30 protein-coding genes are annotated in these 26,800 nt (G+C 42.3%); 20 read left to right on the forward strand and 10 right to left on the reverse strand.

What is annotated here, in order from left to right:
• Positions 1–4: 4 nt before the first annotated feature.
• Complete coding sequence (locus ACSC9N_RS05525; RefSeq protein WP_005400596.1) at positions 5–1,177, reverse strand: isovaleryl-CoA dehydrogenase; 1,173 nt, start codon at positions 1,175–1,177, stop codon at positions 5–7.
• Between the two features lie 148 nt (positions 1,178–1,325).
• Here ACSC9N_RS05525 and ACSC9N_RS05530 point away from each other — a divergent pair, with 148 nt between their 5' ends.
• The 7 genes from ACSC9N_RS05530 to ACSC9N_RS05560 all read left to right on the forward strand — a co-directional run bounded on the left by ACSC9N_RS05530 (position 1,326) and on the right by ACSC9N_RS05560 (position 8,181).
• Complete coding sequence (locus ACSC9N_RS05530) at positions 1,326–1,952, forward strand: TetR/AcrR family transcriptional regulator (RefSeq protein WP_029575068.1); 627 nt, start codon at positions 1,326–1,328, stop codon at positions 1,950–1,952.
• Between the two features lie 100 nt (positions 1,953–2,052).
• Positions 2,053–3,741, forward strand: coding sequence for an AMP-binding protein (locus ACSC9N_RS05535; RefSeq protein ID WP_395475108.1), 1,689 nt, complete (start codon positions 2,053–2,055; stop codon positions 3,739–3,741).
• Positions 3,742–3,815: 74 nt separating this feature from the next.
• Entirely contained in the window at positions 3,816–4,808 is a 993-nt protein-coding gene (gene bioB, locus ACSC9N_RS05540) for a biotin synthase BioB (protein ID WP_010327109.1), read from the forward strand.
• A gap of 70 nt (positions 4,809–4,878) precedes the next feature.
• Complete coding sequence (locus tag ACSC9N_RS05545; RefSeq protein WP_010327108.1) at positions 4,879–5,553, forward strand: class I SAM-dependent methyltransferase; 675 nt, start codon at positions 4,879–4,881, stop codon at positions 5,551–5,553.
• A 53-nt stretch (positions 5,554–5,606) separates the two neighbouring features.
• Positions 5,607–6,404, forward strand: a complete 798-nt coding sequence (locus ACSC9N_RS05550) for a thioesterase family protein (RefSeq protein ID WP_010327107.1) — start codon at positions 5,607–5,609, stop codon at positions 6,402–6,404.
• Positions 6,405–6,494: 90 nt separating this feature from the next.
• A complete protein-coding gene (locus ACSC9N_RS05555) occupies positions 6,495–7,268 on the forward strand; it encodes a Rossmann-like and DUF2520 domain-containing protein (protein WP_010327106.1) in 774 nt (257 codons plus the stop codon).
• Positions 7,269–7,395: 127 nt separating this feature from the next.
• Positions 7,396–8,181 (forward strand): fatty acid desaturase family protein, encoded by a 786-nt coding sequence (locus tag ACSC9N_RS05560; RefSeq protein WP_010327105.1) that lies wholly within the window; start codon positions 7,396–7,398, stop codon positions 8,179–8,181.
• Positions 8,182–8,234: 53 nt separating this feature from the next.
• Here the strand turns inward: ACSC9N_RS05560 and trmB are convergent, their stop codons facing one another.
• Complete coding sequence (gene trmB / locus ACSC9N_RS05565; protein WP_005400603.1) at positions 8,235–8,951, reverse strand: tRNA (guanosine(46)-N7)-methyltransferase TrmB; 717 nt, start codon at positions 8,949–8,951, stop codon at positions 8,235–8,237.
• Between the two features lie 193 nt (positions 8,952–9,144).
• Between trmB and ACSC9N_RS05570 the strand changes: the two genes are divergently transcribed.
• Positions 9,145–11,598, forward strand: a complete 2,454-nt coding sequence (locus ACSC9N_RS05570) for an ExeM/NucH family extracellular endonuclease (protein WP_010327104.1) — start codon at positions 9,145–9,147, stop codon at positions 11,596–11,598.
• A 63-nt stretch (positions 11,599–11,661) separates the two neighbouring features.
• Here ACSC9N_RS05570 and ACSC9N_RS05575 read toward each other — a convergent pair whose 3' ends face one another.
• Positions 11,662–13,104 carry a SulP family inorganic anion transporter gene (locus ACSC9N_RS05575; protein WP_010327103.1) on the reverse strand — a complete coding sequence of 481 codons (1,443 nt, stop codon included), beginning with the start codon at positions 13,102–13,104 and terminating at the stop codon, positions 11,662–11,664.
• A gap of 219 nt (positions 13,105–13,323) precedes the next feature.
• Here ACSC9N_RS05575 and ACSC9N_RS05580 point away from each other — a divergent pair, with 219 nt between their 5' ends.
• The 3 genes from ACSC9N_RS05580 (at position 13,324) to ACSC9N_RS05590 (ending at position 15,000) form a co-directional block, all read left to right on the forward strand.
• On the forward strand, positions 13,324–13,935 hold the full coding sequence (locus tag ACSC9N_RS05580; RefSeq protein WP_004982251.1) for a glutathione binding-like protein: 612 nt from the start codon (positions 13,324–13,326) through the stop codon (positions 13,933–13,935).
• Positions 13,936–14,091: 156 nt separating this feature from the next.
• On the forward strand, positions 14,092–14,673 hold the full coding sequence (locus ACSC9N_RS05585; RefSeq protein ID WP_010327102.1) for an NAD(P)H-dependent oxidoreductase: 582 nt from the start codon (positions 14,092–14,094) through the stop codon (positions 14,671–14,673).
• Between the two features lie 15 nt (positions 14,674–14,688).
• Complete coding sequence (locus ACSC9N_RS05590) at positions 14,689–15,000, forward strand: putative quinol monooxygenase (protein WP_010327101.1); 312 nt, start codon at positions 14,689–14,691, stop codon at positions 14,998–15,000.
• A 40-nt stretch (positions 15,001–15,040) separates the two neighbouring features.
• On the opposite strand, the gene ACSC9N_RS05595 is transcribed toward ACSC9N_RS05590, so the two are convergent.
• The 6 genes from ACSC9N_RS05595 to ACSC9N_RS05620 form a co-directional block, all read right to left on the reverse strand.
• On the reverse strand, positions 15,041–15,766 hold the full coding sequence (locus ACSC9N_RS05595; RefSeq protein ID WP_029575067.1) for a hypothetical protein: 726 nt from the start codon (positions 15,764–15,766) through the stop codon (positions 15,041–15,043).
• A 184-nt stretch (positions 15,767–15,950) separates the two neighbouring features.
• Entirely contained in the window at positions 15,951–16,736 is a 786-nt protein-coding gene (locus ACSC9N_RS05600; protein ID WP_010327099.1) for a thiazole synthase, read from the reverse strand.
• Positions 16,737–16,748: 12 nt separating this feature from the next.
• Positions 16,749–16,946, reverse strand: a complete 198-nt coding sequence (gene thiS / locus ACSC9N_RS05605) for a sulfur carrier protein ThiS (RefSeq protein WP_005400611.1) — start codon at positions 16,944–16,946, stop codon at positions 16,749–16,751.
• Between the two features lie 19 nt (positions 16,947–16,965).
• On the reverse strand, positions 16,966–17,331 hold the full coding sequence (locus ACSC9N_RS05610; protein WP_010327098.1) for a DUF423 domain-containing protein: 366 nt from the start codon (positions 17,329–17,331) through the stop codon (positions 16,966–16,968).
• A 129-nt stretch (positions 17,332–17,460) separates the two neighbouring features.
• The gene (gene rpoH / locus ACSC9N_RS05615; RefSeq protein ID WP_004982243.1) at positions 17,461–18,330 is read right to left on the reverse strand and encodes an RNA polymerase sigma factor RpoH; all 870 of its coding nucleotides are present in this window, start codon (positions 18,328–18,330) and stop codon (positions 17,461–17,463) included.
• Between the two features lie 138 nt (positions 18,331–18,468).
• The gene (locus ACSC9N_RS05620) at positions 18,469–18,702 is read right to left on the reverse strand and encodes a sulfurtransferase TusA family protein (protein WP_004696251.1); all 234 of its coding nucleotides are present in this window, start codon (positions 18,700–18,702) and stop codon (positions 18,469–18,471) included.
• A 391-nt stretch (positions 18,703–19,093) separates the two neighbouring features.
• Between ACSC9N_RS05620 and ACSC9N_RS05625 the strand changes: the two genes are divergently transcribed.
• Together ACSC9N_RS05625 and rhlB are read left to right on the forward strand one after the other, a co-directional pair.
• Positions 19,094–19,306, forward strand: coding sequence for a cold-shock protein (locus ACSC9N_RS05625; RefSeq protein WP_004648643.1), 213 nt, complete (start codon positions 19,094–19,096; stop codon positions 19,304–19,306).
• A gap of 97 nt (positions 19,307–19,403) precedes the next feature.
• Positions 19,404–20,555 carry an ATP-dependent RNA helicase RhlB gene (gene rhlB, locus ACSC9N_RS05630; RefSeq protein WP_439036121.1) on the forward strand — a complete coding sequence of 384 codons (1,152 nt, stop codon included), beginning with the start codon at positions 19,404–19,406 and terminating at the stop codon, positions 20,553–20,555.
• 61 nt (positions 20,556–20,616) lie between these two features.
• Here the strand turns inward: rhlB and ACSC9N_RS05635 are convergent, their stop codons facing one another.
• Positions 20,617–20,997: a hypothetical protein gene (locus tag ACSC9N_RS05635; RefSeq protein WP_004982234.1), complete on the reverse strand. Its 381-nt coding sequence runs from the start codon at positions 20,995–20,997 to the stop codon at positions 20,617–20,619.
• 232 nt (positions 20,998–21,229) lie between these two features.
• On the opposite strand from ACSC9N_RS05635, the gene ACSC9N_RS05640 reads away from it, so the two are divergent.
• From ACSC9N_RS05640 to ACSC9N_RS05670, 7 genes are all read left to right on the forward strand, one after another.
• A complete protein-coding gene (locus ACSC9N_RS05640; RefSeq protein WP_005400613.1) occupies positions 21,230–21,805 on the forward strand; it encodes a nitroreductase family protein in 576 nt (191 codons plus the stop codon).
• A gap of 23 nt (positions 21,806–21,828) precedes the next feature.
• Positions 21,829–22,902 (forward strand): NAD(P)H-dependent glycerol-3-phosphate dehydrogenase, encoded by a 1,074-nt coding sequence (locus tag ACSC9N_RS05645; protein WP_004982230.1) that lies wholly within the window; start codon positions 21,829–21,831, stop codon positions 22,900–22,902.
• A 102-nt stretch (positions 22,903–23,004) separates the two neighbouring features.
• Complete coding sequence (locus ACSC9N_RS05650) at positions 23,005–23,460, forward strand: phosphoglycerate mutase family protein (RefSeq protein ID WP_005400615.1); 456 nt, start codon at positions 23,005–23,007, stop codon at positions 23,458–23,460.
• A gap of 29 nt (positions 23,461–23,489) precedes the next feature.
• Positions 23,490–24,629: a type II secretion system protein GspL gene (gene gspL, locus ACSC9N_RS05655; protein ID WP_010327097.1), complete on the forward strand. Its 1,140-nt coding sequence runs from the start codon at positions 23,490–23,492 to the stop codon at positions 24,627–24,629.
• Positions 24,629–25,108 carry a type II secretion system protein GspM gene (gspM, locus tag ACSC9N_RS05660; RefSeq protein WP_010327096.1) on the forward strand — a complete coding sequence of 160 codons (480 nt, stop codon included), beginning with the start codon at positions 24,629–24,631 and terminating at the stop codon, positions 25,106–25,108. Before gspL ends, gspM begins: the two co-directional genes overlap by 1 nt.
• A gap of 90 nt (positions 25,109–25,198) precedes the next feature.
• Positions 25,199–26,209: a quinone-dependent dihydroorotate dehydrogenase gene (locus ACSC9N_RS05665; protein ID WP_010327095.1), complete on the forward strand. Its 1,011-nt coding sequence runs from the start codon at positions 25,199–25,201 to the stop codon at positions 26,207–26,209.
• Positions 26,206–26,790, forward strand: a complete 585-nt coding sequence (locus ACSC9N_RS05670; protein ID WP_004696270.1) for a CvpA family protein — start codon at positions 26,206–26,208, stop codon at positions 26,788–26,790. Before ACSC9N_RS05665 ends, ACSC9N_RS05670 begins: the two co-directional genes overlap by 4 nt.
• The last annotated feature ends 10 nt before the right edge of the window (positions 26,791–26,800 follow it).

The raw sequence follows: 26,800 nt of genomic DNA on the forward strand, positions 1-26,800 counted from the left end.
AGGGTTAAGCTGTTTCATTAAACAGTTCACGGCCAATCAACATACGGCGAATTTCAGAAGTTCCCGCGCCAATTTCATAGAGTTTTGCATCGCGCCATAGACGGCCTGCAGAAAATTCATTGATATAACCATTTCCACCTAAGGTCTGAATGGTTTCACCTGCCATCCATGTGGCTTTTTCCGCGGCATATAAAATTGCACTGGCTGCATCTTTACGTAGGCTACGGCTATGGTCAGCCTTGTCGCACTCAGCACCCACAGCATAAACCAACGCTTTACATGCCAACCAAGTCGAATACATATCGGCAATTTTGCCTTGCATCAACTGGAACTCACCGAGCGCTTGTCCGAATTGTTTACGGTCATGGATATACGGAATCACGGTGTCCATGCAGGCATCCATAATGCCTAAAGGACCTGCGCTTAAAACCGCACGCTCATAGTCCAAACCACTCATGAGCACTTTCGTGCCGTTTCCTACACCGCCCATCACGTTTTCTTTTGGCACTTTCACGTTGTCAAAGAACAGGGGGTAAGTGTTCGAACCGCGCATACCTAACTTGTCTAAATGTGTGCCGTGGCTAAAACCTTCCATGCCTTTTTCTACAAGGAAAGCCGTCATGCCTTTAGCACCTGCATGCAGATCAGTTTTGGCATACACCACAAGTACATCAGCATCACCACCATTGGTGATCCACATTTTTGAACCATTTAACAGGAAGTGATCGCCACAATCTTCAGCTTTGAGTTTCATGCTGACTACGTCTGAGCCTGCGTTTGGTTCAGACATGGCAAGTGCACCGACATATTCACCTGAAATCAGCTTAGGTAAATAGCGCTGCTTTTGTTCTTCGCTGCCATTTCGGTTAATTTGATTCACACATAGGTTAGAATGTGCACCATAAGAAAGACCTATCGAAGCTGAAGCACGTGAGATTTCCTGCATGGCAATGATATGCGCTAAATAACCTAGGCCTGTACCGCCATATTCTTCACTGACGGTTAGACCGAGTAAGCCCATATCGCCAAATTTTTTCCACAACTGAGCCGGAAATTCGTTGTTCTGATCGACTTGTTGAGCAATAGGAGTAATTTCTTTGGCACAAAAAGCCGCAACGGAATCACGCAGTGCAATGAGTGTTTCATCTAAACCGAAATTTAAGCTTTGTAGGGTCATTTCTTCATTCGTCCTATGAGTGTATTTATTGTTCCTGATAAAGCATTTTTGTTGTGCTTGATTTTTACAATACATCGAATTTTTAAAAAAGTGAACTAAAATTCACAAATTGATTTACAATTCATTTTATCTGGTTGAGAATAGAATTATGAGTTATAAAAGATCATCGTTGATGCAAGAGCGAATGGAACAAAATCGTGAAGCGATTTTGCAATCCGCTCGTGAACTTATTGCTCAAGGGGGGATTAAAGACGCGCAAATTCAAGCAATTGCTGAACGCGCGGGTGTTTCGAGTGGTTTGGTGTATCGATACTTCGATAACAAAAGCCAAGTGTTAATTGAGGTTTTGTCTGAGGCCATTCAGCATGAGGTGAAAATTTTAAATCACATTGCTGAAAGTGAGCTTACGTCAAAACAGAAATTGGACAAGGCGGTAACCACGTTTGTGAAACGTGCCATGAATAGCCCCCAACTTGCGTATTCACTCATGTTTGAGCCAGTCGATGCTGAGTTAGAACATGAACGTTTTCGCAGTAAACAGCTGATTAAACAGAGCATCAAAGAAATACTGGCCGCAGGGAAAATTAACGGTGAGTTTGGATTTGAAGATTTAAATACCGCAGCACTTTGTGTGGTCGGCGCCATGACTTTTGTGGTGATTGAGCCTTTAAATCCGTCTCGAAATGTGATGTTTGATCAAAACTATAAAGACTACTTTGTGAAACAAATTGCCGAATTTTGTGTCAATGCAGTTCAGGTTCAGGAGGAAAAATAGTAGCAGGTGTGAACACAAAGGCTTGGTGTTTGAAGGGAAGTAGTCATAGAACAATTAAAGTTGAATAACAAGATTACAATGAATCAAGGAGATCGATTCGATGACACAAGAACGGTTAAGTTATGCCTATGGAACGAGCAGTCAGCCCCTATTAGGCATGACAATTGGTGAGAAATTTGATCAGGCTTGTCAGCAGTATGCGGAACAAGATGCTGTTGTCAGCCTGCATCAAAATGTCAGACTCACGTATAAGGAATTACAAGCTCAGGTCAATGCGTTTGCCTGTAGTTTACTAAAACTGGGCTTGAAGAAAGGCGATCGACTTGCGATTTGGTCACCGAACTGTGTGGAATGGACGATCACCCAGTTTGCTGCGTTTAAAGCGGGTATCATTTTAGTCAACTTGAACCCTGCCTATAAAAGTAATGAGCTCGAATATGTGTTGAATAAAGTTTCTTGTAAGGGCTTGGTCATTGCATCGCAATTTAAAAGCACGAATTATCAAGATATTCTAATGAAAATTGCACCTGAAATTAAAGGTGCTGAAAATAAAGTGTTAAAGGCAGAACGACTGCCACATTTGAAATATATTATTAAAATTGATGAAGAAGAGCATACGGGTTTGCATCGTTTTAGCGATTTGCTCACTCCCCCCAGCAAGAGACAGCTCAATCAATTAGAGCTCGTTGCAAGCGAATCGCAGTTTGATGAAACCATCAATATCCAGTTTACTTCGGGCACCACAGGTAACCCGAAAGGCACAATGCTGACACATAATAATATTTTAAATAATGGTTATTTTGTTGGTGAAGCCATTCACTTAAGTCCTGCCGATCGAGTCTGTATTTCTGTACCGCTCTTTCACTGTTTCGGTATGGTGATGGGTAATTTGGCCTGCATTACGCATGGTTCAACCATGGTCTATCCATCGGCGGTGTTTAATCCTTTAGAAACGTTAAAAGCCATTCAGCAAGAAAAATGTACGGCCGCATACGGTGTACCGACCATGTTCATTGCCATTTTAGAGCATGAACAGTTTGATGATTTTGATCTTTCTAGTTTACGTACAGGCATTATGGCGGGTAGTTCGTGCCCACGTGAAATTATGCAACGTGTTATTGATCGGATGCATATGTCTGAAATTACCATTTGCTATGGTATGACTGAAACAGCACCTGTCAGTGCACAAAGTTCAACTTCAGATTCAGTTGAACAACGAGTCGGAACCGTTGGGCGCGTCCATCCACATCTTGAAATTAAAATTGTAGATGAACAAGGCAAAGTTGTGCCGCGCGGCCAGTTGGGTGAACTGTGTGTTCGTGGCTATTCGGTAATGTTGGGGTATTGGGAAGACCATGAAAAATCGCAAGAAGTGATTGATTCAGCACGCTGGATGCATACAGGTGACATCGCAGAAATGGACGAAGCAGGCTTTGTGAAAATTAAAGGCCGAATTAAGGATGTGGTCATACGTGGTGGAGAAAACCTATTCCCGAAAGAAATCGAAGACTTTTTATATACCCATCCTGATGTCAGCGATGTCCAAGTCATAGGTCTGCCAGATGCGCGTTATGGTGAAGAATTGTGTGCTTGTATTATTTTACATGAGCATCATGAAATTACTGAAGAGTCGATCCGTCAGTACTGTGCTGAACATATTTCACACAATAAAGTTCCACGTTATGTCCGGTTTTTTAATGAGTTCCCAATGACGGCTTCGGGCAAAGCGCAGAAGTTTAAATTGCAGGAATTTATGCGTAATGAACTGGATTTGAAAGAAATCGCATAAGGTTGAAGACGGACTTTCCTTTGCTGGGTTAAAGCCAAAGGAAAGTCCGAAGTGAAAAGCAAAAGGAATAGCATATGCACCTGAGAAATGATTGGACTCGCGCTGAAATACAAGCACTCTACCAACAGCCTTTTTTAGATTTGGTCTTTCAAGCACAGCAAATTCATCGTCAGTACTTTGAAGCGAATGCGATTCAAGTCAGTACTTTACTATCGATCAAAACAGGCAAATGCCCTGAAGACTGCAAATACTGTTCACAGTCTGCGCGTTATGACTCAAAGCTCGAAGCTGAAAAAAGAATTGCGGTTGAAAAGGTCATTAGTGAAGCACAGCAGGCGAAAGCCTCAGGTTCTACTCGGTTTTGTATGGGCGCAGCATGGCGAAATCCACATGAACGCGATATGCCTTATGTCTTGGATATGGTGCGTGAAGTCAAAGCATTGGGTTTAGAAACCTGTATGACCCTAGGCATGCTGAATATCTCCCAAGCCGAACGTTTAAAAGGTGCAGGACTCGATTATTACAACCATAACTTAGACACGTCTCGTGAGTACTATCCAAATGTGATTAGTACCCGCAGCTTTGACGATCGTCTAGATACCTTAAGTCATGTTCGAGAAGCAGGCTTAAAAGTGTGTAGTGGCGGGATTGTTGGCCTAGGTGAAGAGACCAAAGATCGAATTGGATTACTGTTTGAATTGGCGACTTTACCGATACATCCTGAGTCTGTGCCGATCAACATGTTGGTTCCAATGCAAGGTACGCCTTTGGCAGAAGTTGAAAAGTTAGATGTGACCGAGTGGATTCGCACTATTGCAGTAGCGCGCATCATTATGCCGAAAAGCTATATTCGTCTGTCCGCGGGACGTGAATCGTTGTCCGATGCCGACCAAGCTTTGGCTTTTATGGCAGGTGCAAATTCGCTGTTTTCTGGTGAGAAATTGCTGACTACGCCAAATACAGCACAAGGCAAGGATCAACAACTCTTTCAAAAACTGGGTTTACATGCAGAAAAAGCCAAACCGCAACTTGCTGAGTTAACGGTCGATGCTATGGCTGTGGCTTAAGTGCTAGAACATGCGGTGATGAACGTGTAGATTTAGGGCGGTGAATAAAAGTAGATGAGTGAACAATAAAATGGCGAAAGACTTTCAGAGTCAAACTGTAGTGGATGGTTATGATCAACATATTCGTAAGCTCATTCCAGGTTATGAGTTGGTTCATCTGCAAATTCAAGCCATTTTAAAAACACATCTACCAAAACATGCGCACGTATTGATTGTGGGGTGTGGTACAGGTTATGAGCTTTCATATTTGTTGGCGCAGCATCCAACTTGGAGTTTTACCGCGGTTGACCCATCTTTGACCATGATTGAAAAAGCGCAGCAGTTATTGAACACGACCCATGGTGATTTAACACGGGTTCGCTTTGTGCATGGCGATACAACCGCATTACCGGAAAATGCACAGTTTGATGCAGCTTTGGCTATATTGGTGGCGCACTTTATACCACTGCCAGAAAAGACCTTTTTCTTTGCCGATATTTTGCGCTGTTTGAAAACGCAAGCGATATTACTCAGCTATGATCTTATGCATTCAAGCCATGAAACTGAACTCGTGGTTCTACAAAACCTGTGTCAGCGCATTGGACTGACAGTAGTACAAAGTGAAAAGATGCTCGAGCGCCTGCAACAAGATTTTTATTTGGTTTCGGCCAGCCAGATGCGAGAGCTTCTGACTAAAGTTGGATTTAATGAAGTGCGAATTTATAGTCAACTGTTGAATTATTATGGTTTTTTTTCACAAAAGTAAAAACCAATGGCAGTAAAAAGATACATTTTAAAGATAAGAGTGAAGGAATATACATGGCAGCCTATTATCAACTTTTAAATCGTGAACAGCACAGTGATGGGAGCTGTACGGCGTCTTATCTGTCCAATATTCATGCACAAGGCGCATGGAATCCGCATGAACAGCACATGGCACCTGCAACAGGGGTTTTGTGTGCGGAGTTAGAGCAGTTTCAAACACGCCATGAGATGCGCATTGGACGCGTGAGTTTAGATATTTTTGGACTGATCGCTTTTGGTGAGTTTACCGTGCATACCCGTGTCATTCGTGCTGGAAAAACCATTGAACTGATCGAGGCGGAAATGAAAGCAAACGGGAAGACTTGTATTGTGGCCCGTGCTTGGAAAATGATGAAGCAAGATACCAGTGCAATTGCAGGGCTGGAAGATCAACCGATTGTAGATCCTGAAACTTTGCCAGTATGGGATGGGATGAAATGTTGGCCGGGTGGTTATATCCAGAGTATTGAGACACGTGCAGCAGAAGGGCACCGTGCGGGTAAAGGCATTGTTTGGTTACATAATGATTTGGACATGGTGGAAGGTCAGGACACATCGAGTTTTGTGCGCTTATTGGGCATGGTCGATACAGCCAACGGTATTGTCCCACGTCAAAATCCAGCATCTGGATGGGGCTTTCCCAATTTAGACCTACAACTGCATTTATACCGTTTACCCCAAGGGAAATGGTTAGGTTTGGAAGCGACGCAGCAATATGGTGATGATGGTATCGGTTTAACCAGTGCGGTTTTGCACGATGAGCAAGGGCCATTTGGTCGTAGTGAACAGATTTTGACCCTGCGTAAGTTTTAGTGGGTCAGTGTTAATTTAATAAAAAAGGATGAATTGCTTCATCCTTTTTTTATTGGCATGCTGTAGGCACTTTAAAATAGTGAAATGAAGATGCGGATCAGTTTAATTGGAGCGGGACGGGTGGCTCATCATTTGGCCAAAGCCCTGATGTCTCAGCATGAAATCATCAATATTTATAGCCGAAGCTTCGACAAAGCTGCGGATTTAGCGCAAGTCGCACATGCAAAGGCGGTCAGTCATTTTAAGCAGTTAAATGTTGATGTGGATTTGGTGATGATTGCAGTAAGTGATCAGTCTATTCCGAATGTGATTTCGGCATTGACTGAATATCTGCCGAATGTGTTGATTGTACATACTTCAGGGAGTACAGCTCTTTCAGTTTTGTCGACGAAACATGCACGTGCAGGAGTTTTTTATCCCTTACAGACCTTTAGCTTAGAACGTGAAATTGATTGGTCAAATACACCGTTGTTTGTAGAAGCCACTGAAAATACGGATCTTCAAAGACTACATACACTGGCAGAAAGCCTGAGCCAACGCGTGTATAGCTACAGCTCTGCACAGCGTCTAAGTTTGCATTTAGCGGCTGTCTTTGCCTGTAATTTTAGTAATTATTGTTATGACATGGCGAAACAAGTGGTGGATGCAGAGCAGGTCGATTTTAGTCTGTTATACCCCTTGATTTTAGAAACCGCGCAGAAAGTCACACAGAATGACCCGAAGCAGATGCAAACTGGCCCTGCGATGCGTCAGGATCAGAATATTCTACAGATGCATCAACAGATGCTTGCACAAGTTCAACGAGAAAATCTTGCCGAAGTGTATGCCTTAATGAGTCAGCAAATCAGTCAACGTCACAGTTAACATTTAAAATAAGAAACGATGATGCAAGCCACAAAGAACAAGCAAAGCCACTGAAAACGTGGCTTTTTTTATGTCCTAAGATTCGGTACAGTATTGCTTAAAATAAATACAAACAAATAGAGGGCGTATGCGTTCACATTCATTATTAGAACAAGTGCAGTGGAAAGATCTCGTACAGTTAGGCCGTACCGATGTTGTCAGTGAGTTATTTATTTCTTTACCGTGGTTGATTGTCTCTTTCATTTTTGCAAGTTTACAGTGGTATGTCTTGGCGCTGTTTTGCTCGTTTATGTTTTTCTTAACAGGACTCAGACAGGTGCATAACGCTTTTCATTTTGCCCTAGGTATTAGCCGTCCTGCGACTCATTGGGTCATGTTTTTTTTGAGCATCGTCATGCTCGGCTCGATGCATGCTGTACAAATTAATCACCTGCGTCACCATCAGCATTGCATGCAGGAAGAAGATATTGAAGCGAAAAGTGCAACCATGAAGTGGTGGCAAGCTTTGCTTTTTGGCCCAGTTTTTCCATGGATGTTGCATAAAAAAGCCTTTGAGGTTGGGACTAAAACCCAGAAAAAATGGATGTCTGCTGAACTGGTTGCCAACGTCATTGTATTGTTTTTGGTTTTTGTGATCTTGGATATCAGTATTTTAAAATATCATGTCAGTGCCATGTTAATTGGGCAATGTATGACGGCGTTTTTTGCGGTGTGGACGGTACATCATGATACAGAAGATCATGTGTATATGGCGCGTACAGTGCGTAATGAGTTTAAACGGGTCGTGACCTATAACATGTTTTATCATGTGGAGCATCATTTGTTTCCCGCAGTGCCGACACGACGTTTACATATTTTGGCAAAACGCTTGGATGAACATGATCCAACGGTTGAAATTCGACATGTGTTTTAATCATTTCAAAATAAAAAATAGGGCACTAAGCCCTATTTTTTTAAACACAAAACTTATTTAATTTTCTTAAATAAGAAGTCGTTGATCTTATGACCCTCTTCGAGTCCACGACGTTCAAATTTAGTTTGTGGACGCCAGTCTGGACGTGGGTAGCTGTTGCCTTTACCTGCCATATTTTCAAGATTTGGACGGTTATCGAGTACATCAATCATCCACTCTGCATACGGCTCCCAGTCAGTTGCTGCGTGGAATGTGCCACCCATTTCCAACTTTTGCTCAACCAGTGGCATACGGTCATGTGACACGAAGCGACGTTTGAAGTGACGTTTTTTCTGCCATGGGTCTGGGAAGTACAGTTGCACAGCATTGATGCTGTTGTCTGGCATTTCACGTAAGACTTGAATAGCATCTGCATCTAAAAGACGAAGATTGGTTAAGCCTGCAATTCCAGCTTCATACACACATTGCGCGATCCCTGGAACATGCACTTCAATCCCGACGTAGTTACGTTCAGGGTTGGCCTGCGCCATCAAGACCAATGAACGTCCCATACCAAAGCCAATTTCAACCGTGAGCGGACGCTCTGGATGTTCAAACTGCTGGCGTAGGTCACCTACAGGGTATTCCAAAATCATGTGACCATATTGTTCAAGCGCAGTACGTTGCGAGGTATTCAGCGGAGATGAACGACGCATAAATGTCACAATTTCGCGGTGTTCATTTAAGTTGTCTAGCTCGACGACTTGCTGGTCTAATTGATCATTCGTCATAATTTTGGCAGATGTAGAAATTCGAAAGCGGTATTGTAAGTCCTGAGCAGGACAAGTCAAATTTTTTACTCAGAATTTATTAAATTCAGCACCACCATGTTTGCGCAGCCTAGAAATTGTCATCATTTATTAATCATGATGTAACGAATAAAAATTAACCTGCCAGCTGATTTAACCAACTGATAAAAAAATGATGAAAAATTTTAAGCCACAGATATTAAGCCTGAGCCTGATTTTGGCGGGTTGTTCCTTTCCTGCCTATGCACAGTTATTGTTTAGTCAGTATGTAGATGGAACTTCAAATAAGAAAGGATTGGAAATTTATAATCCAGATCCGACGACGGTCAACTTGGCAGAATATCAGATCAAGCAATACGCAAATGGCAGTAACAGTGCAAATTTGACGGTGAGTTTGACAGGGCAATTGGCAGCAAAGGGGCATTATCTAGTCGGGCATTCTGCTTTAAAAGAAGCTCTAGGCGATACGGTGCAACAGCAGGCGAACTTAGCTTTCAATGGTGACGATGCTTTGGTGCTTTATCATAATGGCGTTGCGATTGACCGCTTTGGCACAGTGGGTGAAAGACCAAGCACTGGATGGGGTAGTGTTGCAACAGCGAATAGTTTTAAACGCACACTATTAAGTAATAATGTATCCAGTGCAGGGATTGACGTTAGCGCACCGTTTGATTTGGCATCGGCATGGGAAAAATGGTCAGACCGAAATGCATTTTCCAGTTATCTTGCTGGAAATACGGCACCCCCTCTAAGCTCCGTGAGCTGTAGTACGACAGCGACCCCAATTGCGACATTGCAAAGTGCAGCGCAAGAGGAGGAATATGTGGTGAAAGGCGTAATTACGGCAGATTATCGTTATAACAATGGTTTCTCAGGTTTCTTTGTCCAAACCCCAGATGCTCAAGCCAAAGCCAATAGCAGTAATGCGGTGTTTGTCTATGTTCCTTCTTCAAGTAGTGTGACAGGTGGTCAAGTGGGGCAGGAAGTCATTTTCAAAGGCAAGTTAAAAACCTATCAAAACCAATTACAGCTTCAAGATTTAAGTAGCGATATTAATGTCTGTAATCCTTCGGCAAGTGATTGGGTTAAACCAACGGCGATCAATTTGCCTTTTGATAGTTTGACTGAAATGTCAGGTCATGCACCAAAACGCTATCAGGGCATGTTGGTGAACATCCCTCAAACGCTCACGGTCAGTGAAAACTATAACTATGGGCGTTTTGGAGAACTGGCTTTAAGCCCTGCGCGTTTATATATTCCAACCAATTTATATCCTGCCCATTCAACCGAAGCCAAAGCACTGGCACAACAGAATTTGCGTTCTAAACTTATTTTGGATGATGGCTATAACAATCAGAACAGAACGCCGTGGTTGCCAACTTCCTTTAGTGCTAAAAACACCCTACGTACAGGTGCACAACTGCAAAATGTACAAGGCATTTTAGAATACCGCTATAACCAATGGCGAATTCAACCTGTGCTTGGTGCAACAGCGCCACAAGTCTTAGACGCGACAAACCCACGTGCAAGCGTTCCAGCAAAGGCTACACAGCAAGTTCGTGTTGCAGCATTTAATGTACTGAATTATGACAATGGTTTGGCACAAGGTTTTCCAACTGAACGTGGTGCAAGTTCCGAAGCTGAGTTTAAAAAGCAACATCAGAAAATTGTCAGTGCATTAAAAGCGATTGATGCGGATGTTTATGGTCTGATGGAAATTGCCAACAATGGTTATGGCGAGCGTAGTGCAGTTGCTTATTTAGCCCAAGCGCTGGGGAGTGACTGGAAATATGTAACGCCTCCGAATGCTGACAAACTTGGAACCGATGCGATTGCTGTTGCCATTATTTATAACGCTAAGCGCGTCAAACCAATCAATGTTGCAGCGGTCTTTGATGACCAGAGTCAGAAAAATCGAGTCACGATGGCGCAAACCTTTCAAGCCTTATCAGGCGGGAAGACTTTTACGGTTATTCCCAACCATTTGAAGTCTAAAGGTAGCTGTCCAGATGATAAAACCTCAATAGAGGCAGATCAGGGCGATGGTCAAGGTTGCTGGAATCCAACCCGCGTTAAAGCGGTACAAGCGTTAATGCAGTGGGTCGCGAAGAATCCAACACAGGTGAGTAAACCGAATGTCTTACTGTTAGGTGATCTGAACAGTTATGCCAAAGAAGATCCCATTTTGGCGCTTGAACAAGCCAACTATAAAGTATTGTTGAATGATGAAAAAATTGGTCAGGGGAAAGCAGCTTATAGCTATGTTTTCGGCGTAGCCAGTAATGCTCAAGGTTATGGTGGTGCAGGCAATTTAGATCATGCGATTGCTGATGTAGCACTTTATCCTTTGGTGAAAAAAGCATTTGCATGGCATATCAATGCGGATGAGCCGACCGCATTAGACTATAACGAAGAATATAAAACGGAGGAGCAAATTGCTGCATTCTATGCAGACGATGCTTACCGCTCTTCTGACCATGACCCTGTGATTGTGGATTTAGACTTAAACGATGCAGTGGTTAACGATGATGATAAAACCCATGCCGGAAGTACAGGGCTGTGGTCTGCATTAGGGTTAATTGGTTTGGCCTTGTATGGCAGTCTAAGACGTCGCAAGAATCAGTCTTAACTCGCTTTATGGATAATAGTAAAAGGGCGTCATCGCCCTTTTGTTTTGTCTATGGTTTGAACTTTATGAGCTGATACGGTCAATGAGGGTGCTGCTGGCTTCATTTAAGCCTAACACCTCGACCACTACACCGTGGGCTTCAAACTTTTCAATTACAGCATTTAACATTTGGACTGAAGTCATATCCCAAATATGTGCATGGCTGAGTTCAATTTCAACCTTCTGAATATGTTCATTAAAGTCAAAAAACTGAAAGAATTTCTCTGAACTACTAAAGAAAATTTGACCGCTTACTAGATAGCGACGGGTATGGTTATGTAGTTCCGACTGGACATGAACCGTACTTTCCAGCTTGTTAATGAAAAATAATGCAGACAGTAAAACTCCGACAAAGACACCTAAGGCAAGATTATGTGTGGCTAAGACAATGATCACGACACTGAGCATCACTACATTACTTTGTAGCGGGTGTTTAGCGATGTTTTTAACTGAGTCCCATTGGAAGGTTGTAAATGCCACCATGATCATGATTGCAACCAGCGCCGCAATTGGAATATAGGACAGCCAGTCTTTAAAAAACACCACCAAACACAGTAAAAACACACCAGCCACTAAGGTTGAAAGTCGAGTACGTGCACCTGAGCTGACATTAATCACAGACTGTCCAATCATGGCACAGCCTGCCATACCGCCCATAAAACCGCTCACAATATTGGCCATACCTTGTCCGCGACATTCTTGATGACGGTCACCTTCAGTGCCTGTAACTTCATTTACCACCGTGGTGGTCATCATTGTTTCAAGCAAACCGACGGTCGCTAATGTGATGGCGTAAGGGAAGACAATTTGCAGCGTTTCAAGGGTTAGTGGAATATCAGGAAGTAGAAAAATAGGTAAAGTATCGGGAAAATGCCCTAAGTCACTGACCATACGCATATCCGTGCCTAAAAACAGCGCCAAAGCAGTCAGGACAAGAATACAAATAAGTGGTGAGGGAATGTTTTTTCCCACTTTAGGTAGATAGGGAAACAGATAAATTACCGTGAGGCCAAGAGCGACAAATGCATAGCCCCAGTAATTCATTTGGCTGAGCTCTGGAAGTTGTGCCACGAAGATTAAAATCGCTAGCGCATTTAAAAAACCATACACCACTGACTGCGACACAAAACGCATCAGTTTGGCAACTTTAAAATAACCCGCAACGATCTGAATGACACCTGTGAGAATGGTTGCCGCCAGTAAATACTGTAGGCCATGCTCTTTGACCAGTGTGATCATGAGTAGGGCCATCGCACCTGTTGCTGCTGAAATCATGGCTGGACGACCGCCAAAAAAAGCAATGCTCACTGCGATACAAAAGGAGGCATACAGTCCGACTTGAGGGTCTACACCTGCAATTGCTGAAAAAGCAATAGATTCGGGAATCAGGGCAAGTCCTACCACTAAACCTGCTAGAACATCGGTACGAATGTTAGAAAACCATTCATCTTTTTTAAGGCTAATCACAGATCAAATTCATTTTAGGGTCAAGGGGGCTATGTTAAAACAACTCTGTTGCAAATTGCAGTGTTGTTGTACTTGAAAAAAAATGTGAATTAGACAATATTCAATAGGCGAACGAATGATTTTTCGTTTACGCTTTTTTGCAATTTACAGGTTTTGATCACTTGAAAGTTTGTTAGAAGCCATTTAAAACAGAGAATAGAGTTATAACAAGGATCAGATATGAAGCTTTATTATGCACCGGGTGCGTGCTCGCTTGCGGCGCACATTATCCTCAATGAAATTAATGTTGACTTTGATTTAGTCCGAGTAGATTTAAAAACACATAAAACAGAAAAAGGTGCTGATTATTACGAAATTAATCCAAAAGGATATGTACCCGCTTTAGAAATTAATCCAGGTTTGATTCTGACTGAAAATGTAGCCATTTTGCCATTTTTAGCACAACATGATCCAAAACAAGATCTTATTCCGCCATCGGGTTTGGGGCGTGCCAAAGTTTTAGAATGGTTAGGTTATTTAAACTCTGAATTGCACGATGCTTATGCCGTTTTCTTTGGTGCGCCATTAGATACAGCTGCCAAAGAAAAAGCTTATGCAGAGATTGATCGTTTACTCAGTTATATCGATAAACAAATTGGTGAGTCGGATCATGACTATTTGGTCGATGATAATTTTGGCCCTGCGGATGCATATTTATTTGTCCTCACCAATTGGTCAAATGGCATCGAACATGATTTATCACCGTATAAAAATATTATCTTTATTCGTAATAAAGTGGCTGAACGTCAGTCAGTACAAATTGCAATGCGAGATGAAGGTCTAATTCCTTAATTTTGATGCATTGAAGAAGCGCCGAAAGGCGCTTTTTTTATACTTTAAAGTTTATTGTTGATAATTAGTCAATAATATTTTGCAAATTCACTACTTTTTAGCGCTGAACAGAGTCTCTATAGTGCGTGCATAGATTTTGGCTTTTAGGCTCTTCCCATGAAAAATATTTTATTAATTAATGGTGCGAAAACTTTTGCACACTCAAATGGTCAGTTGAACGATACCTTAACTGAACTTGCACAAGAGGTGTTGTCAGACTTAGGACATCAGGTTCAAGTGACACGCGCCGACAGCGAATATGATGCAAAAGTTGAAGTGGAGAAATTTCTGTGGGCAGACACCGTGATTTACCAAATGCCGGGTTGGTGGATGGGTGCGCCGTGGACTGTGAAAAAGTATATCGATGATGTCTTTACCGAAGGGCACGGTAGTCTGTATGCCAATGATGGTCGCTCACGTGCAGATGCTTCAAAAAAGTATGGTTCAGGCGGTCTGATTCACGATAAAAACTATATGCTGTCGTTGACGTGGAATGCGCCGATGGATGCATTTAACGACGCTGAACAATTTTTTCATGGGGTTGGGGTCGACGGGGTTTATTTACCTTTTCACAAAGCCAATCAATTTTTAGGGATGCAAACCTTACCGACTTTTATTGTCAATGATGTGATTAAAGCACCTGAAGTTGAAGCCTATATGGCACAGTACCGTGACCATTTGACGCAAGTTTTTGCTTAATTGGGAGATGCGAGTATGTTAACTGTCATTGCTGAAATTATTTGTCATTCAGAGCAAGATTTTAAAACGGTTCTTGATTCATTCAACAACATCCGTGAGCAAGTATTACAAGAGCCCGGTTGCCATCTCTATGATGTGTATATCGACCATCCTGCTGTTGAGAGTGCATTACAAACCAAAGTACCGTTTTCAATCATGATGTATGAAAAATGGGAAAGCATGAAGCATTTAGAAACACATATGCACAGTGTCAATATGCAGCAACATGCTCAAGCAACCGAAGGTGCAGTTGCTCATGTACAAATTCGTATTTTAGAAGCGCAATAAGTGATGCATATGAGTTTGACAGCGCTTTTCTTCGCTCTGTTTATTTAAACTCCAGTGGCTCATTGAACTGAACCTGTTCGAGTTTCAATGTGTAGCGCTGTTTGAGTGTTGTCCATTGAACTTTGACAGGTTGAGTGCTTTCAGCAAACTCATTTTGGCCTGTCGTACTTTTTACTTTGCCTGTCATAAAGTTGATACTTCGCACCGTGATGTCGCCTGATGCACGGTGGAAATCATCGACATCATAACCAATCAGTTTAAATGCACGGTCTTGGTATCGGAAGGTATACGTGTGATTGGTCACATACCACGAACCACAGCTTAACCAGTAGTGCAGATGAATTTTGAGCACACCTTTTTGAATGCTTAACGCTTCAGTCTCACCGAGTGGATCAGCGAGGCAAGGGGACTCTATGTCACCTTCTGTCGGCAAAGTAGTATTAGTCGCCGCAAGTTGATAACCATGCGTTTGCTTCAATAAAACCAAAAGCTTTCGTTCATTGATATTGAGGACATCACTCCCTAAACGATCATTTTTAACAATATGTTCAGGATTGGTGTCTTCAATAATCAGGGCAATATCCGCTTGACCATCTTGGTTTAAATCGCCTTGGACTTTTTCTAAAATCTTCCAGTTTTTTGGCACAAAAGATTGGTAGCTTGTTTTGAGAGTCGGTTTTTCCTCTACTTTGGCCCAAGCATTGCTTGTGAGTGTTATGAAAAATAGGGTGTTGAGTATGAGTGTTGGTCTGATCCATTTTTGCATGGGCATCGTTTCCTCTCATTTTTATATGGTTATAGATATTTGAAGATGGATATTATTGAGTGTATCAAAGAGTATGGCGGAATGTCCCTACAAGCTAAGTCAGCATAAAATACTGACTTTATATTGAAATAAATAAAAAAGGACTCCGAAGAATCCTTTTTATCGCTTAAAACAGATTAAGAGATTATTTAAAGAAATAACCTGTTTCTGGTGAGCTTGCATTGGCCATACGTTTGCGAGGCATACGACCTGCGAGGAACGCTTCTCGACCCGCTTCAACTGCTTTTTTCATAGCAGAAGCCATTAAAATTGGCTGCTGAGCGACAGCAATCGCGGTATTCATCAACACGCCATCACAGCCGAGTTCCATGGCAATGGCTGCATCGCTTGCCGTTCCCACACCAGCATCCACCAATACTGGTACTTTGGCATTTTCTTTAATAATAGAAATCGTGTGTGGATTCAAAATTCCTAGACCAGAACCAATCAAACTGCCTAAAGGCATGATGGCAACGCAGCCCATGCTTTCAAGTTCTTGTGCCACAATTGGGTCATCCGAGGTATAGACCATGATTTCAAAACCATCGTCAATCAAGGTACGTGCCGCTTTCAATGTTTCGGTAATGTTTGGATATAGCGTTTTTTCATCGCCTAATACTTCAAGCTTGACCAAGTTATGACCGTCTAATAATTCACGCGCCAACATACAGGTACGCACGGCACTATTGGCATCAAAGCAGCCTGCTGTATTCGGGAGAATGGTGTATTTTTCAGGTGGGACCACGGACAATAAGTTTGGTTCGTCGGGGTGTTGACCAATATTGACGCGACGAATCGCAACCGTCACGATTTCTGCGCCACTGGCTTGGATGGCTAAATCGGTTTCTTGCAGGTCTTTATATTTACCTGTGCCCACCAGTAGACGAGATTGAAATGATCTAGAACCAATGATGAGAGGGCTGTCTTGCATGTGAACTCCGTATTAACCGCCACCGACGGCATGAATAATTTCAATTCGATCCATTGCACAAATTGGGGTGTATTCCAATTTACTTTTACTAATAATGTTTTCATTTTGCTCAACAGCAAAACGTTTGCCTTCAAGTGCAAAGGTTTGCACCAGTTCAAGCAGGTTTTTACATTCGGTGTGCTGTAGTTCGCCGTTTAAATAAATCTGCATCGTGCTCATCCCTAGTTGTTTACTTGGCATATTTCATGGCATTCCATGCCAGAATCAACCAACCTGCAATCATCAATGCCCCACCAATCGGGGTAATCGCACCTAGGCCACGCGGTAAGCCCAATGCCATAACATAGAGGGAACCACAGAAAAAGAAGATGCCGACTTGAATCACTAAAAAGCTGGTTTTGATGGGAAGTTGCGGGATGACTTTGGCCAAAATACCAAGCGCCAGTAAACCAAGCGCATGATAAAAAAAGTAATCAGTTGCAGTTTGCCACCAAGCCAATTGGGCTTCAGTAGCACGTGCTTTGAGACCATGTGCACCAAAGGCACCTAATATAACGGCAAACGCTAAATTCAGAGCTGAAATCGCAATCCACATATGCAATGCTTTACTTATATCACTGTGCGCAACAAAATAGCATATTTTGAAGAAAGGTTAAAAGACAAAAAGCCTCATTTATTGGTAAAAAGAAAAGGGCATTTCGCCCTTTTCTGTATTGGTATCATCTTAGTTCGATGACATCGCCACTTTAATTTTTTCCATGGCATTTTTTTCAAGCTGACGAATACGTTCGGCCGAAACATTATATTCAGCAGCCAGTTCGTGCAGCGTCGATTTTTCATCATCTAACCAACGGCGCTGTAAAATATTACGCGAACGGTCATCAAGCTGTTCCATCGCATCATGCAAAGCATTGGTGCTCTGTTCTTCGTAATCTTCTTCTTCAGCCAAACGCGCTGGGTCGTAGCGGTTATCTTCAAGGTAAAGCGCAGGTGCAACATGGGTTGAACCTTCATCGTCATCATCGCCCTGAGCTTCAAACGCTGCATCATAAGCAGTTAAACGACCTTCCATTTCTAACACCTGTTCAGGTGTCACATTGAGGTCATTTGCAATCGATTGAGCTTCTTTTAGAGTGAGCTTTTTAGACGATTTTTTTAGACTACGTAAATTAAAGAACAGTTTACGCTGTGCTTTAGTCGTCGCAATTTTGACAATACGCCAGTTACGAATCACATATTCGTGAATTTCTGCTTTAATCCAGTGCACCGCAAAAGAAACCAAGCGTACGCCCATGTTTGGGTCGAAGCGTTTAACGGCTTTCATTAAGCCCAAGTTACCTTCTTGAATGAGGTCACCTTGAGGTAAGCCGTAGCCTGCATAACTGCGGGCAATATGAACCACAAAACGCAGATGCGACATGACTAAAAGTTTAGCGGCATCGAGGTCTTGGTCATAATAGTAGCGTTCAGCTAACTCTTTTTCTTGTTCCGCTGTCAAAATCGGGATTTGGTTGACAGTACTAATATAAGCGCCCAAGTTTACACCTGGTGCCGATAATGACAGGGGCATCAATTGATTGCTGCTGTCACTCATGTGTTCTCCTTAGGGATTTCATTTTTACCCAACAATTGAATTTATCTTAATCCAATCTTCCACTGAATAACGGAAAATTGGGTATAGAAATGTAAACTTTTATGCAAATGTGAATAGACTTAGTGTAATTGAAAAGAATTAAGATTCAATGAAGTAGTGAAATTCATGCTCATTAATTTGTTTCAAAACGCAAGTTAAATGATGGATTTCGCAATAACGCGTGATATCGATCTGACTGTGCGGATCAGACGATTTTAATAGAAAATGCTGCGCCGGACTCTTCTTAAGTGCGCGTTTAAGCAACAACAGAGGCATAGGACATGGTTGCCCCATTGCATCAATAATGTTGGTATTTTGTTCGATATCACTCATATAGCTTAGTAAGGCTTCACAACATTTAGGTGGGTAGAAATATTAGCAAATTCAGTGCCAAAACCCAAATATTTCATGTGTTATAGGCCTATAGTCGCTATATCCAAAATTACAAATAACTAGTTAAAAAATATGCTGAATTAAAAAGACGATTAATCAAAAAAAAGGGTATGAATTGTTTTTAACCCATGTTAAGCTCGTCGCGTACTGGGATTTAACACAACCATAAATTGTTTTAAATCCTATTTTACAAATGGATGTAACCGGGATTTTGTTAATAGTTATACAGAATGATTACAAGCTTAGAAATAATAAATATTTTTAAACCTTGTTTGGTCTGCTGTTTGCAACACCGGGTGGTCCTTCTTTTAGATACAATGAGGATTAACTTATGACAGCTCGTGAACAAGGCGTAGTTAAATGGTTCAACGACACTAAAGGCTTCGGCTTTATCCAACGCAATGGCGGCGACGATGTATTCGTTCACTTCCGTGCAATCCAAGGCGACGGCCACCGTTCACTACGTGACGGCCAACGCGTTGAATTCAGCGTTGTAAAAGGTCAAAAAGGCTTCCAAGCTGAAGAAGTACAACCTTTAGACTAATTGTCTGAACGTACTTTAAAACGCCCCAATGTAAATTGGGGCGTTTTTGTTTATACTACAGATCAATTTTCGTGATTTTTCGTCAGAGCGCACTTATATGTCATCAGGTTTTGAAACCTTAAATTTACATCCTCAACTTAAACGAGCTATTGATGCTTTAGGTTTTAAGGATATGACGCCTATTCAGCAAAAGGTTTTAAAATTCACTTTGGCGGGACACGATGCAATTGGTCGTGCGCAAACAGGGACTGGTAAAACAGCGGCATTTTTGGTGAGCGTGATTAACGACTTGCTGAACAACCCAATTCAAGAGCAGCGCTACCGCGGTGAACCTCGCGCCTTGATTTTAGCACCGACTCGAGAACTTGCAATGCAAATTGAAAGCGATGCGAAAGAACTCACAAAATTCTCAGATTTACATGTCGTGACGCTTTTAGGCGGCGTTGACTTTGATAAACAAAAAGCACAACTCGATAAAAAACCTGTCGATATTATGGTGGCGACGCCAGGTCGTCTGATTGACTTTGTTGAGCAAAAAGAAGTTTGGCTCGACCAGATTGAGTTTTTAGTGATTGATGAAGCCGATCGCTTATTGGATATGGGCTTTATTCCTTCAGTCAAACGCATTGTTCGTTTCTCACCGCGTAAGGAACAGCGTCAAACTCTGATGTTCTCTGCAACGTTTAGTTACGATGTTTTAAACCTTGCGCAGCAGTGGTTGTTTGAACCTGTAACTGTTGAAATTGAGCCAGAGAAGAAGACCAATGCGGACGTTGAACAACGTGTCTACATGGTCGCAAAGTCTGATAAATATAAATTGCTACAAGACATTCTGCGTGATGAGCCCATTGAAAAAGTGATGATTTTCGCAAATCGTCGCGATCAAGTGCGTAAACTCTATGACAACTTAAAGCGTGATGGCTATAAAGTGGTGATGTTGTCAGGTGAAATCGCACAAGACAAACGTTTGAAAATGCTGGATCAATTTAAAAATGGTCAACATAACATCATGATTGCAACCGATGTTGCAGGTCGTGGTATCCATGTGGATGGTGTATCGCATGTGGTGAATTTCACCTTACCTGAACAGTCGGATGACTATGTACACCGTATTGGTCGTACAGGTCGTGCAGGTACGCGTGGTGTGAGTATTAGTTTCTTATCTGAAGATGATGCATTCTATCTACCAGAAATTGAAAAAGCCATTGGGCAAAAACTACCACTGACACGTTTAGAAGGTTATTGCTAATCGTTTGACGTGATTGGTGTAAAAAAAACCGCTCAGATGAGCGGTTTTTTTGATGGTATCTTTATTTTGCTTTACACGAAAAAGTCAGGATTGTTTGATAGTCACTGTCTTGGTTAATGCCTGAGTTTGTACCCGAAATAGAACCCAGTACTGAAGCAGCTGCTTGGATCATTTTTCCAGTTTCATCGCTCACCACGCCTTTTAAAGCGCCTTGATATTCGGTTTTTTCATCACTCACAATCGCCGTTGCTTTAGAGCCACACGTTTTAGCTGCTGCTTCAATGGCGTTGTTTTTTGCAATCAATGCAGTTTTACCAATACCCGTAACTTCGTATTGATTGTCAGCTTTTTGGATCGCTAAAGAGTTGCTTGGTGTCGATGCGCAAGCGCTTAGAAGTAGTGTTAGTGCTGCTGCTCCAGCAATAGCGATATTCTTTTTCATTTCATACCCCAGTCATGTTTTATTAAATCATTGTTTATTGGAACATAGCTTGTAGGATGAATCATGTAAGAAATGTATGAAAAATGCAGTCTTATCGAACAGTTTGAAAAGTGCTCAAAATTTTAAAATTAGTTTTGCCGAAACTCGGTATTTCATACTGAAGCCCTAGAGCAAACTTTTCAGAGTGTGCTACTCTAAAACGTATTGTTTAATTTGAAAGATTAAGAGCCTAATGACGGAACTCGCGGTAGATATCGTTCACCAGAATATGCATCAACGTCAATCGATTGGCCATTTGGTCGAGCCTGCTCCCAATGCAGAACAATTAGAGCGGGCATTTCAAGCCGCATTGACTGCACCAGATCATCATCGTTTAAAGCCGACACGTTTTATCGTAATTGCTGAAGATCAACGTGAGGCATTTGGTGAGTTATTATCACAAGCCTTGGCTGATTTGGGCGAAACGGAATCAGCACAATTAGAGCGTGTTAAAAATCATCCTTTTCGTGCCCCATTACTGGTTTTGGCACTGACTAAATTTCAATCGCATCCGAAAGTCCCTAATTTTGAGCAGACTTTAAGTAGTGGGGCGGCTATTCAGAATTTTATTTTGTCCTTACAAGCTCAAGGTTTTTCGAGTATGTGGCGTAGTGGGGCAGTGGTGGAATCGGTGCATTTCAAACAGGTTCTAGGCCTCAGCGCAGATGATTTGATCTCAGGTATTTTATATATTGGTACGGCAGTTAAAGCGATTCCGCCACGTGCTGAAATTCAAACCCAAGATTATGTAAGTTATTGGAATCAATAGTTCCATTTTAGGATATAAAAATAATGTCAGAGTTAAAGTTTTCAGATTTGGTTGAACCTGTAGCAGTAGATCAAAAAACGGCACTACGTATTACAGTTTTGGGTGGTGGTAGTTTTGGGACGGCCATGGCGAATACCGCGGTTCGTAATGGCTGCGATACCATGATTTGGATTCGTGATGAAGCCGTTGCAGCTGATATCAATGCGACGCACGTAAATAAACGCTATTTGCCCGATTTTAAACTTGAAGATGGTTTACGTGCAGTTTCAAATATAGAAGAGGCTGTTCGTGATCGCGACATTATTTTGGTGGCGATTCCGAGTCATTCTTTCCGTGATGTCCTTAAACAAATCAAACCGTTTATTACTTCGCAAGCAGTGGTGTCTTTGACCAAGGGTATTGAAGCGAATACTTTTAGTTTTATGAGTGACATTATTCGCTCAGAGCTACCAGAAGTGCCTTATGGCGTGTTATCTGGGCCAAACTTGGCCAAGGAAATTGTGGCAGGACAACCAGCTGGGACGGTCATTGCAAGCCAGTCTGACTTGGTGCGTTATGCGGTACAGCAAGCTTTGCATAGTGCCTTGTTCCGTGTTTTCGCCAGTGATGACGTGCATGGTGTAGAACTCGGCGGTGCGCTTAAAAACATTTATGCGGTTGCGATGGGAATGGCTGCTGCATACAAAGTCGGTGAAAATACCAAGAGTATGATTTTGACTCGTGCTTTGGCGGAAATGAGTCGTTTTGCTGTGAAGTTGGGAGCAAATCCACTGACCTTCTTAGGTTTGTCTGGTGTCGGTGATTTATTTGCAACGTGTAGCAGTCCACTGAGTCGCAACTATCAAGTCGGTTTTGCACTGGGGCAAGGCAAGAGTTTGGAACAGGCGACCACTGAATTGGGACAAACAGCAGAAGGCATTAACACCATTGTACAAGTCAAAGCACGTTCTGAAGAGCTAGATGTGTATATGCCGATTACCAGTGCTTTATACAGTGTTATTTTTGAAAATGCGCCACCAATGACAATTGCATTATCCTTAATGAAAAATGGACACCGCAGTGATGTGGAGTTTGTCTTGCCGCATCATGAGGTTTAAAGTCACTTAAAAACCGAAATAAGATGAGCGTTTAAGTGGATAGAGTGACTGAATTGTCATAAAAATTAATTAAAATAATCAGGATTTGAATAAGGATTTTTTATGCAACTGACTTTGGTACGTCATGGTGAAGCTGCGCCACCGATCATGGGGAATGACACTAAACGCCCACTCACCGAACGTGGGCATGCACAAGCGGAGCAAACTGCTGACTTTTTAAAGTCGCGTATCCAACCAGATGTCTTTGTGGTTAGCCCATTGCTGCGTGCGCAGGAAACATTGGCACACATCAAACAGCACTTTGCGGATGTACCTGTTGTAATCTGTAATACCATTAAGCCAGATGATGATGCAAAAGCGGCTGTGGAATGGTTATCACATTTGCCGTATGAGTCTATTGTGGTGGTGTGCCATATGAATGTGGTGGCGCATATGGCTTCGATTTTGGTGACAGAATCTTTCAATCCTTATGCTTTGGCTGAAGCGCGGATTTATGAGCAAGCAGTTATCGCGGAAGGCTTGTCGACACAAACAAAAGCATTTATACCTAGCATATAAAAACCAATTAAAACGGCAGAATATAATACATGTTGCAAATTTGGATGCCCGAAGCCGATGGAACATGGCACTGGTCTATAGGGGAAAGATGGCAATCTGCTCATACACTTGAGCAATTGATCCAAGATATACAAGCGCATCATGGTGAGGAAGCAACTGTTTTCTTTCCAAGCCGTGATGTGCAAATTATTCAGCAAAATATGCCTAAGGCCCAATACAAGCAGTTGGGGGCTGAAGGTGTGAAGTATTTGCTCGAAGAATATGTATTGAGCTCAATCGAACAGATGAAAGTATTACATCACTTTCAAGTGCCTGAGCAACTCACTGTTTTGGGTATTTCAAAGCATCGTTTAGAGACTTTGCAGCATGCCTTGAGTTTGATTCCTGTGAAGCTGGTCAGTCTATTGCCTGATTTTCTGATTTTGCCTGTGCCTGACGCAGAACAGGTAATCTTGGGCTATGTTGAAGAGCGACTTCTGTTTCGCGCTAATACTTGGTTGGGCGGATCAATTGATGATCTTGCTGTATTTTTAGATTATCAAGCAGTCAACCAAAAATATAAGATTTGTAACTTTAGTGCTTCACACATGCATAGCTTAAACGCCAGTGTGACGCAGGAGCAGCTTGAGTCTTTCCATTATGAATGGGCGGCATTGCCAAGAGCAAAACAACATCCATGGAATCTTTTGCCGAAGGTGAAAGAGCAACATGTTTCAACGGGCTATTGGAAAGCCTGTGCAGCGGTATTGGCTACATTGATTGTGACGCAACTGACCTACGATGCGACCCGTTGGTATCAAAATCAGAAGCTTGCAGAGCAAGTGGCTGCTCAGGCGGTCGACCAATTTAAATATTGGTTTGGTGCGAATTATCCTGTGAGCGAGCAAACCCTGCGCAGCCAGTTTGAATATCAACTGAATATGAATAAACAAGCGGATGCTCAAGCTTTGTCTTTATTGAGTCGCGTTGGGCCTGTGCTCATGCAACAGCAAATTGTGGCGAATCAGGTGGTGTATGAAGCGAATAGCCTAAATATGCAACTTAAAGCCAACTCGGCAGAGGCTTTACAGACACTCACTCAGCAGCTTAATCAACAGGGTTTTCAGGTTGAATTAGGCAATATTCAGCCGACCACGGGTGGGGCAATTGGAATGGTGAAAATACAATAATGAAAGCCATGCAAAATTTACAAACTGTTTTGGATCAGCGTTTAGAGCTGATCAGTGCTTATTTTGATCGTCTTACACCGCGCGACCGTGTATTAGCCATCTTCTTGGTCATTTTTGTCTTGGTGACCTCGATAGGGACTGCGCTTTGGTATACCCATGCTGCGGCAGAGAAACAGCAAAAACGCGTGAACCAGCTCAAAGAAACCATGACATGGATGCAGAGCAATGCAGTCACCATGAAATCGAGCTCAGATGGGCAACTGACTCCGATGGAGCAGATCCAACGTATTGCACAGCAGCAAGGTTTGTCGGTTGCTTCGCAGCAGAATGCTGAACAAATTCAGTTGGTGGTAAGCCACGCAAACTATGTGGTGTTGGCCAACTTTTTGACCCAACTGACGCAAAATGGTTTGAGTATTGAAAAAATGGAGTTGGTCCCAGATGCAGGGCAGATTAAATTATCGGCTAGCGTTAAATAATCGCTAAAAATAAAGCCAGACGAAGCATGGTGTTTTAGCGAGGCTATGCCTATAATATGGCGACTTAAAAAGCAGTAGACTTTTACAGATATGTTGTATTCTCTTGCCCGCCCTTTGTTGTTTACTTTAGCACCAGAGCGTGCACATGAGCTAACACTATCGCTATTGAAATCAACGCATAAGCTAGGCTTAATGCGTCAAAATATAGCGGCTAAACCGGTGACATGTATGGGCATCGAGTTCCCCAATCCTGTAGGTTTGGCTGCTGGTCTAGATAAAAATGGTGCTTATATTGACGCACTGGCAGGTCTAGGGTTTGGTTTTATTGAAATTGGAACCATTACTCCGCGTCCACAGCAGGGCAATCCTTTACCGCGTTTATTCCGTATCCCACAAGCTAAAGCCATTATTAACCGTATGGGTTTTAACAACGCTGGTGTGGATCAATTGATTGAAAATGTCAAAGCGGCAAAATTTAAAGGTGTTTTGGGGATTAATATCGGCAAAAATGCGGATACCCCAGTCGAAAAAGCAGTAGATGACTATCTCATTTGTTTAGAAAAAGTCTATAACTATGCGTCTTATATTACCGTTAACATTTCTTCTCCAAATACTAAAAACCTGCGTAGTTTGCAAAGTGGTGATGCTTTAACCGAGCTGCTAGAGACGCTGAAAAAACGTCAGTTAGAGTTGGCTGAAGAGCAGCAGCACTATGTACCCTTGGTGCTGAAAGTTGCACCAGATTTGGAAGCGGAAGATATTCAATTTATTGCGAAACAACTGCTTCAGTTTAAAATTGATGGTCTGATTGTGACCAATACGACTTTGTCTCGTGAAGGGGTGGAAAACTTACCTTTTGGTGATGAAGCGGGTGGTTTATCTGGTGCGCCTGTGTTTGAGAAAAGTACAGCGTGTTTAAAAGCCTTTGCTGAGGTTTTAAATGGTCAGATTCCTTTGATTGGTGTGGGTGGGATTTTGTCGGGTGAGCAGGCGCTTGCAAAACAAAATGCAGGGGCAAACCTTGTACAAGTTTATAGTGGCCTCATCTATACAGGACCAACCTTAATTCAAGACTGCGTCTCTGCAATGAAAACAACATGAATGCCATTGATATCTTCATATTGATTGTATTGCTCATTGGAGGGCTCAACGGTTTGCGTCAAGGATTTGTTAAAGCCTTTGCGAACTTGATAGGATGGATTTTAGCGCTAATTGTTGGTGCTAAATTTGCAAGTGTCCTAGCACCTTCGATGGTCTCACTCAGTGAAGATCCAGTGGTTCAAAAAATTGCAGCTTTTGCATTTATTGTATTGGTTATTGTGGTTTTGACGTGGATAGTCACGGCATTACTGAATAACATATTGAAGAGTTTAAAACTCGGGCCTTTGAATCGATTAGCCGGAGGTGCTTTTGGTTCATTAAAAGGGTTGTTAATTGTTCTGATTACGATGCAAGGTGTCGGGTCTTGGGTTGAAAGCTCTCCATATTGGAGACAATCCAAATTTGTCCAAACACTTTTGCCTTACGCGCCTTGGGCGATGGAGCTTTCTAAAGAGGCTGCAAGCGAGGCGATGTCACATATCAAGTCTAAAGATACACATGTATCTTCAGATTCTTCACCGAAAATTTCCTCGAAAAATGCTGAGGGACAGGGTGAGTCAACAAATAATCCTTTTTATTAATCCTAGCTTG

This window comes from Acinetobacter sp. PC34 (assembly GCF_051789135.1).
GTDB lineage: Bacteria > Pseudomonadota > Gammaproteobacteria > Pseudomonadales > Moraxellaceae > Acinetobacter > Acinetobacter johnsonii.

Excerpts from the sequence above, each read along its gene's own strand:
- ACSC9N_RS05600 (WP_010327099.1), bottom strand. The coding sequence starts at position 16,736 with ATGCAAGACAGCCCTCTCATCATTGGTTCTAGATCATTTCAATCTCGT.
- ACSC9N_RS05640 (WP_005400613.1), top strand. The coding sequence starts at position 21,230 with ATGACGGAACTCGCGGTAGATATCGTTCACCAGAATATGCATCAACGT.
- bioB (WP_010327109.1), top strand. The coding sequence starts at position 3,816 with ATGCACCTGAGAAATGATTGGACTCGCGCTGAAATACAAGCACTCTAC.
- ACSC9N_RS05535 (WP_395475108.1), top strand. The coding sequence starts at position 2,053 with ATGACACAAGAACGGTTAAGTTATGCCTATGGAACGAGCAGTCAGCCC.
- ACSC9N_RS05665 (WP_010327095.1), top strand. The coding sequence starts at position 25,199 with ATGTTGTATTCTCTTGCCCGCCCTTTGTTGTTTACTTTAGCACCAGAG.
- ACSC9N_RS05570 (WP_010327104.1), top strand. The coding sequence starts at position 9,145 with ATGAAAAATTTTAAGCCACAGATATTAAGCCTGAGCCTGATTTTGGCG.
- ACSC9N_RS05635 (WP_004982234.1), bottom strand. The coding sequence starts at position 20,997 with ATGAAAAAGAATATCGCTATTGCTGGAGCAGCAGCACTAACACTACTT.
- ACSC9N_RS05645 (WP_004982230.1), top strand. The coding sequence starts at position 21,829 with ATGTCAGAGTTAAAGTTTTCAGATTTGGTTGAACCTGTAGCAGTAGAT.
- ACSC9N_RS05610 (WP_010327098.1), bottom strand. The coding sequence starts at position 17,331 with ATGTGGATTGCGATTTCAGCTCTGAATTTAGCGTTTGCCGTTATATTA.
- ACSC9N_RS05595 (WP_029575067.1), bottom strand. The coding sequence starts at position 15,766 with ATGCAAAAATGGATCAGACCAACACTCATACTCAACACCCTATTTTTC.
- ACSC9N_RS05580 (WP_004982251.1), top strand. The coding sequence starts at position 13,324 with ATGAAGCTTTATTATGCACCGGGTGCGTGCTCGCTTGCGGCGCACATT.
- ACSC9N_RS05530 (WP_029575068.1), top strand. The coding sequence starts at position 1,326 with ATGAGTTATAAAAGATCATCGTTGATGCAAGAGCGAATGGAACAAAAT.
- ACSC9N_RS05585 (WP_010327102.1), top strand. The coding sequence starts at position 14,092 with ATGAAAAATATTTTATTAATTAATGGTGCGAAAACTTTTGCACACTCA.
- ACSC9N_RS05625 (WP_004648643.1), top strand. The coding sequence starts at position 19,094 with ATGACAGCTCGTGAACAAGGCGTAGTTAAATGGTTCAACGACACTAAA.
- ACSC9N_RS05545 (WP_010327108.1), top strand. The coding sequence starts at position 4,879 with ATGGCGAAAGACTTTCAGAGTCAAACTGTAGTGGATGGTTATGATCAA.
- ACSC9N_RS05670 (WP_004696270.1), top strand. The coding sequence starts at position 26,206 with ATGAATGCCATTGATATCTTCATATTGATTGTATTGCTCATTGGAGGG.
- gspM (WP_010327096.1), top strand. The coding sequence starts at position 24,629 with ATGAAAGCCATGCAAAATTTACAAACTGTTTTGGATCAGCGTTTAGAG.
- ACSC9N_RS05590 (WP_010327101.1), top strand. The coding sequence starts at position 14,689 with ATGTTAACTGTCATTGCTGAAATTATTTGTCATTCAGAGCAAGATTTT.
- trmB (WP_005400603.1), bottom strand. The coding sequence starts at position 8,951 with ATGACGAATGATCAATTAGACCAGCAAGTCGTCGAGCTAGACAACTTA.
- ACSC9N_RS05525 (WP_005400596.1), bottom strand. The coding sequence starts at position 1,177 with ATGACCCTACAAAGCTTAAATTTCGGTTTAGATGAAACACTCATTGCA.
- ACSC9N_RS05550 (WP_010327107.1), top strand. The coding sequence starts at position 5,607 with ATGGCAGCCTATTATCAACTTTTAAATCGTGAACAGCACAGTGATGGG.
- gspL (WP_010327097.1), top strand. The coding sequence starts at position 23,490 with ATGTTGCAAATTTGGATGCCCGAAGCCGATGGAACATGGCACTGGTCT.
- ACSC9N_RS05650 (WP_005400615.1), top strand. The coding sequence starts at position 23,005 with ATGCAACTGACTTTGGTACGTCATGGTGAAGCTGCGCCACCGATCATG.
- ACSC9N_RS05620 (WP_004696251.1), bottom strand. The coding sequence starts at position 18,702 with ATGAGTGATATCGAACAAAATACCAACATTATTGATGCAATGGGGCAA.
- rhlB (WP_439036121.1), top strand. The coding sequence starts at position 19,404 with ATGTCATCAGGTTTTGAAACCTTAAATTTACATCCTCAACTTAAACGA.
- thiS (WP_005400611.1), bottom strand. The coding sequence starts at position 16,946 with ATGCAGATTTATTTAAACGGCGAACTACAGCACACCGAATGTAAAAAC.
- ACSC9N_RS05560 (WP_010327105.1), top strand. The coding sequence starts at position 7,396 with ATGCGTTCACATTCATTATTAGAACAAGTGCAGTGGAAAGATCTCGTA.
- rpoH (WP_004982243.1), bottom strand. The coding sequence starts at position 18,330 with ATGAGTGACAGCAGCAATCAATTGATGCCCCTGTCATTATCGGCACCA.
- ACSC9N_RS05555 (WP_010327106.1), top strand. The coding sequence starts at position 6,495 with ATGCGGATCAGTTTAATTGGAGCGGGACGGGTGGCTCATCATTTGGCC.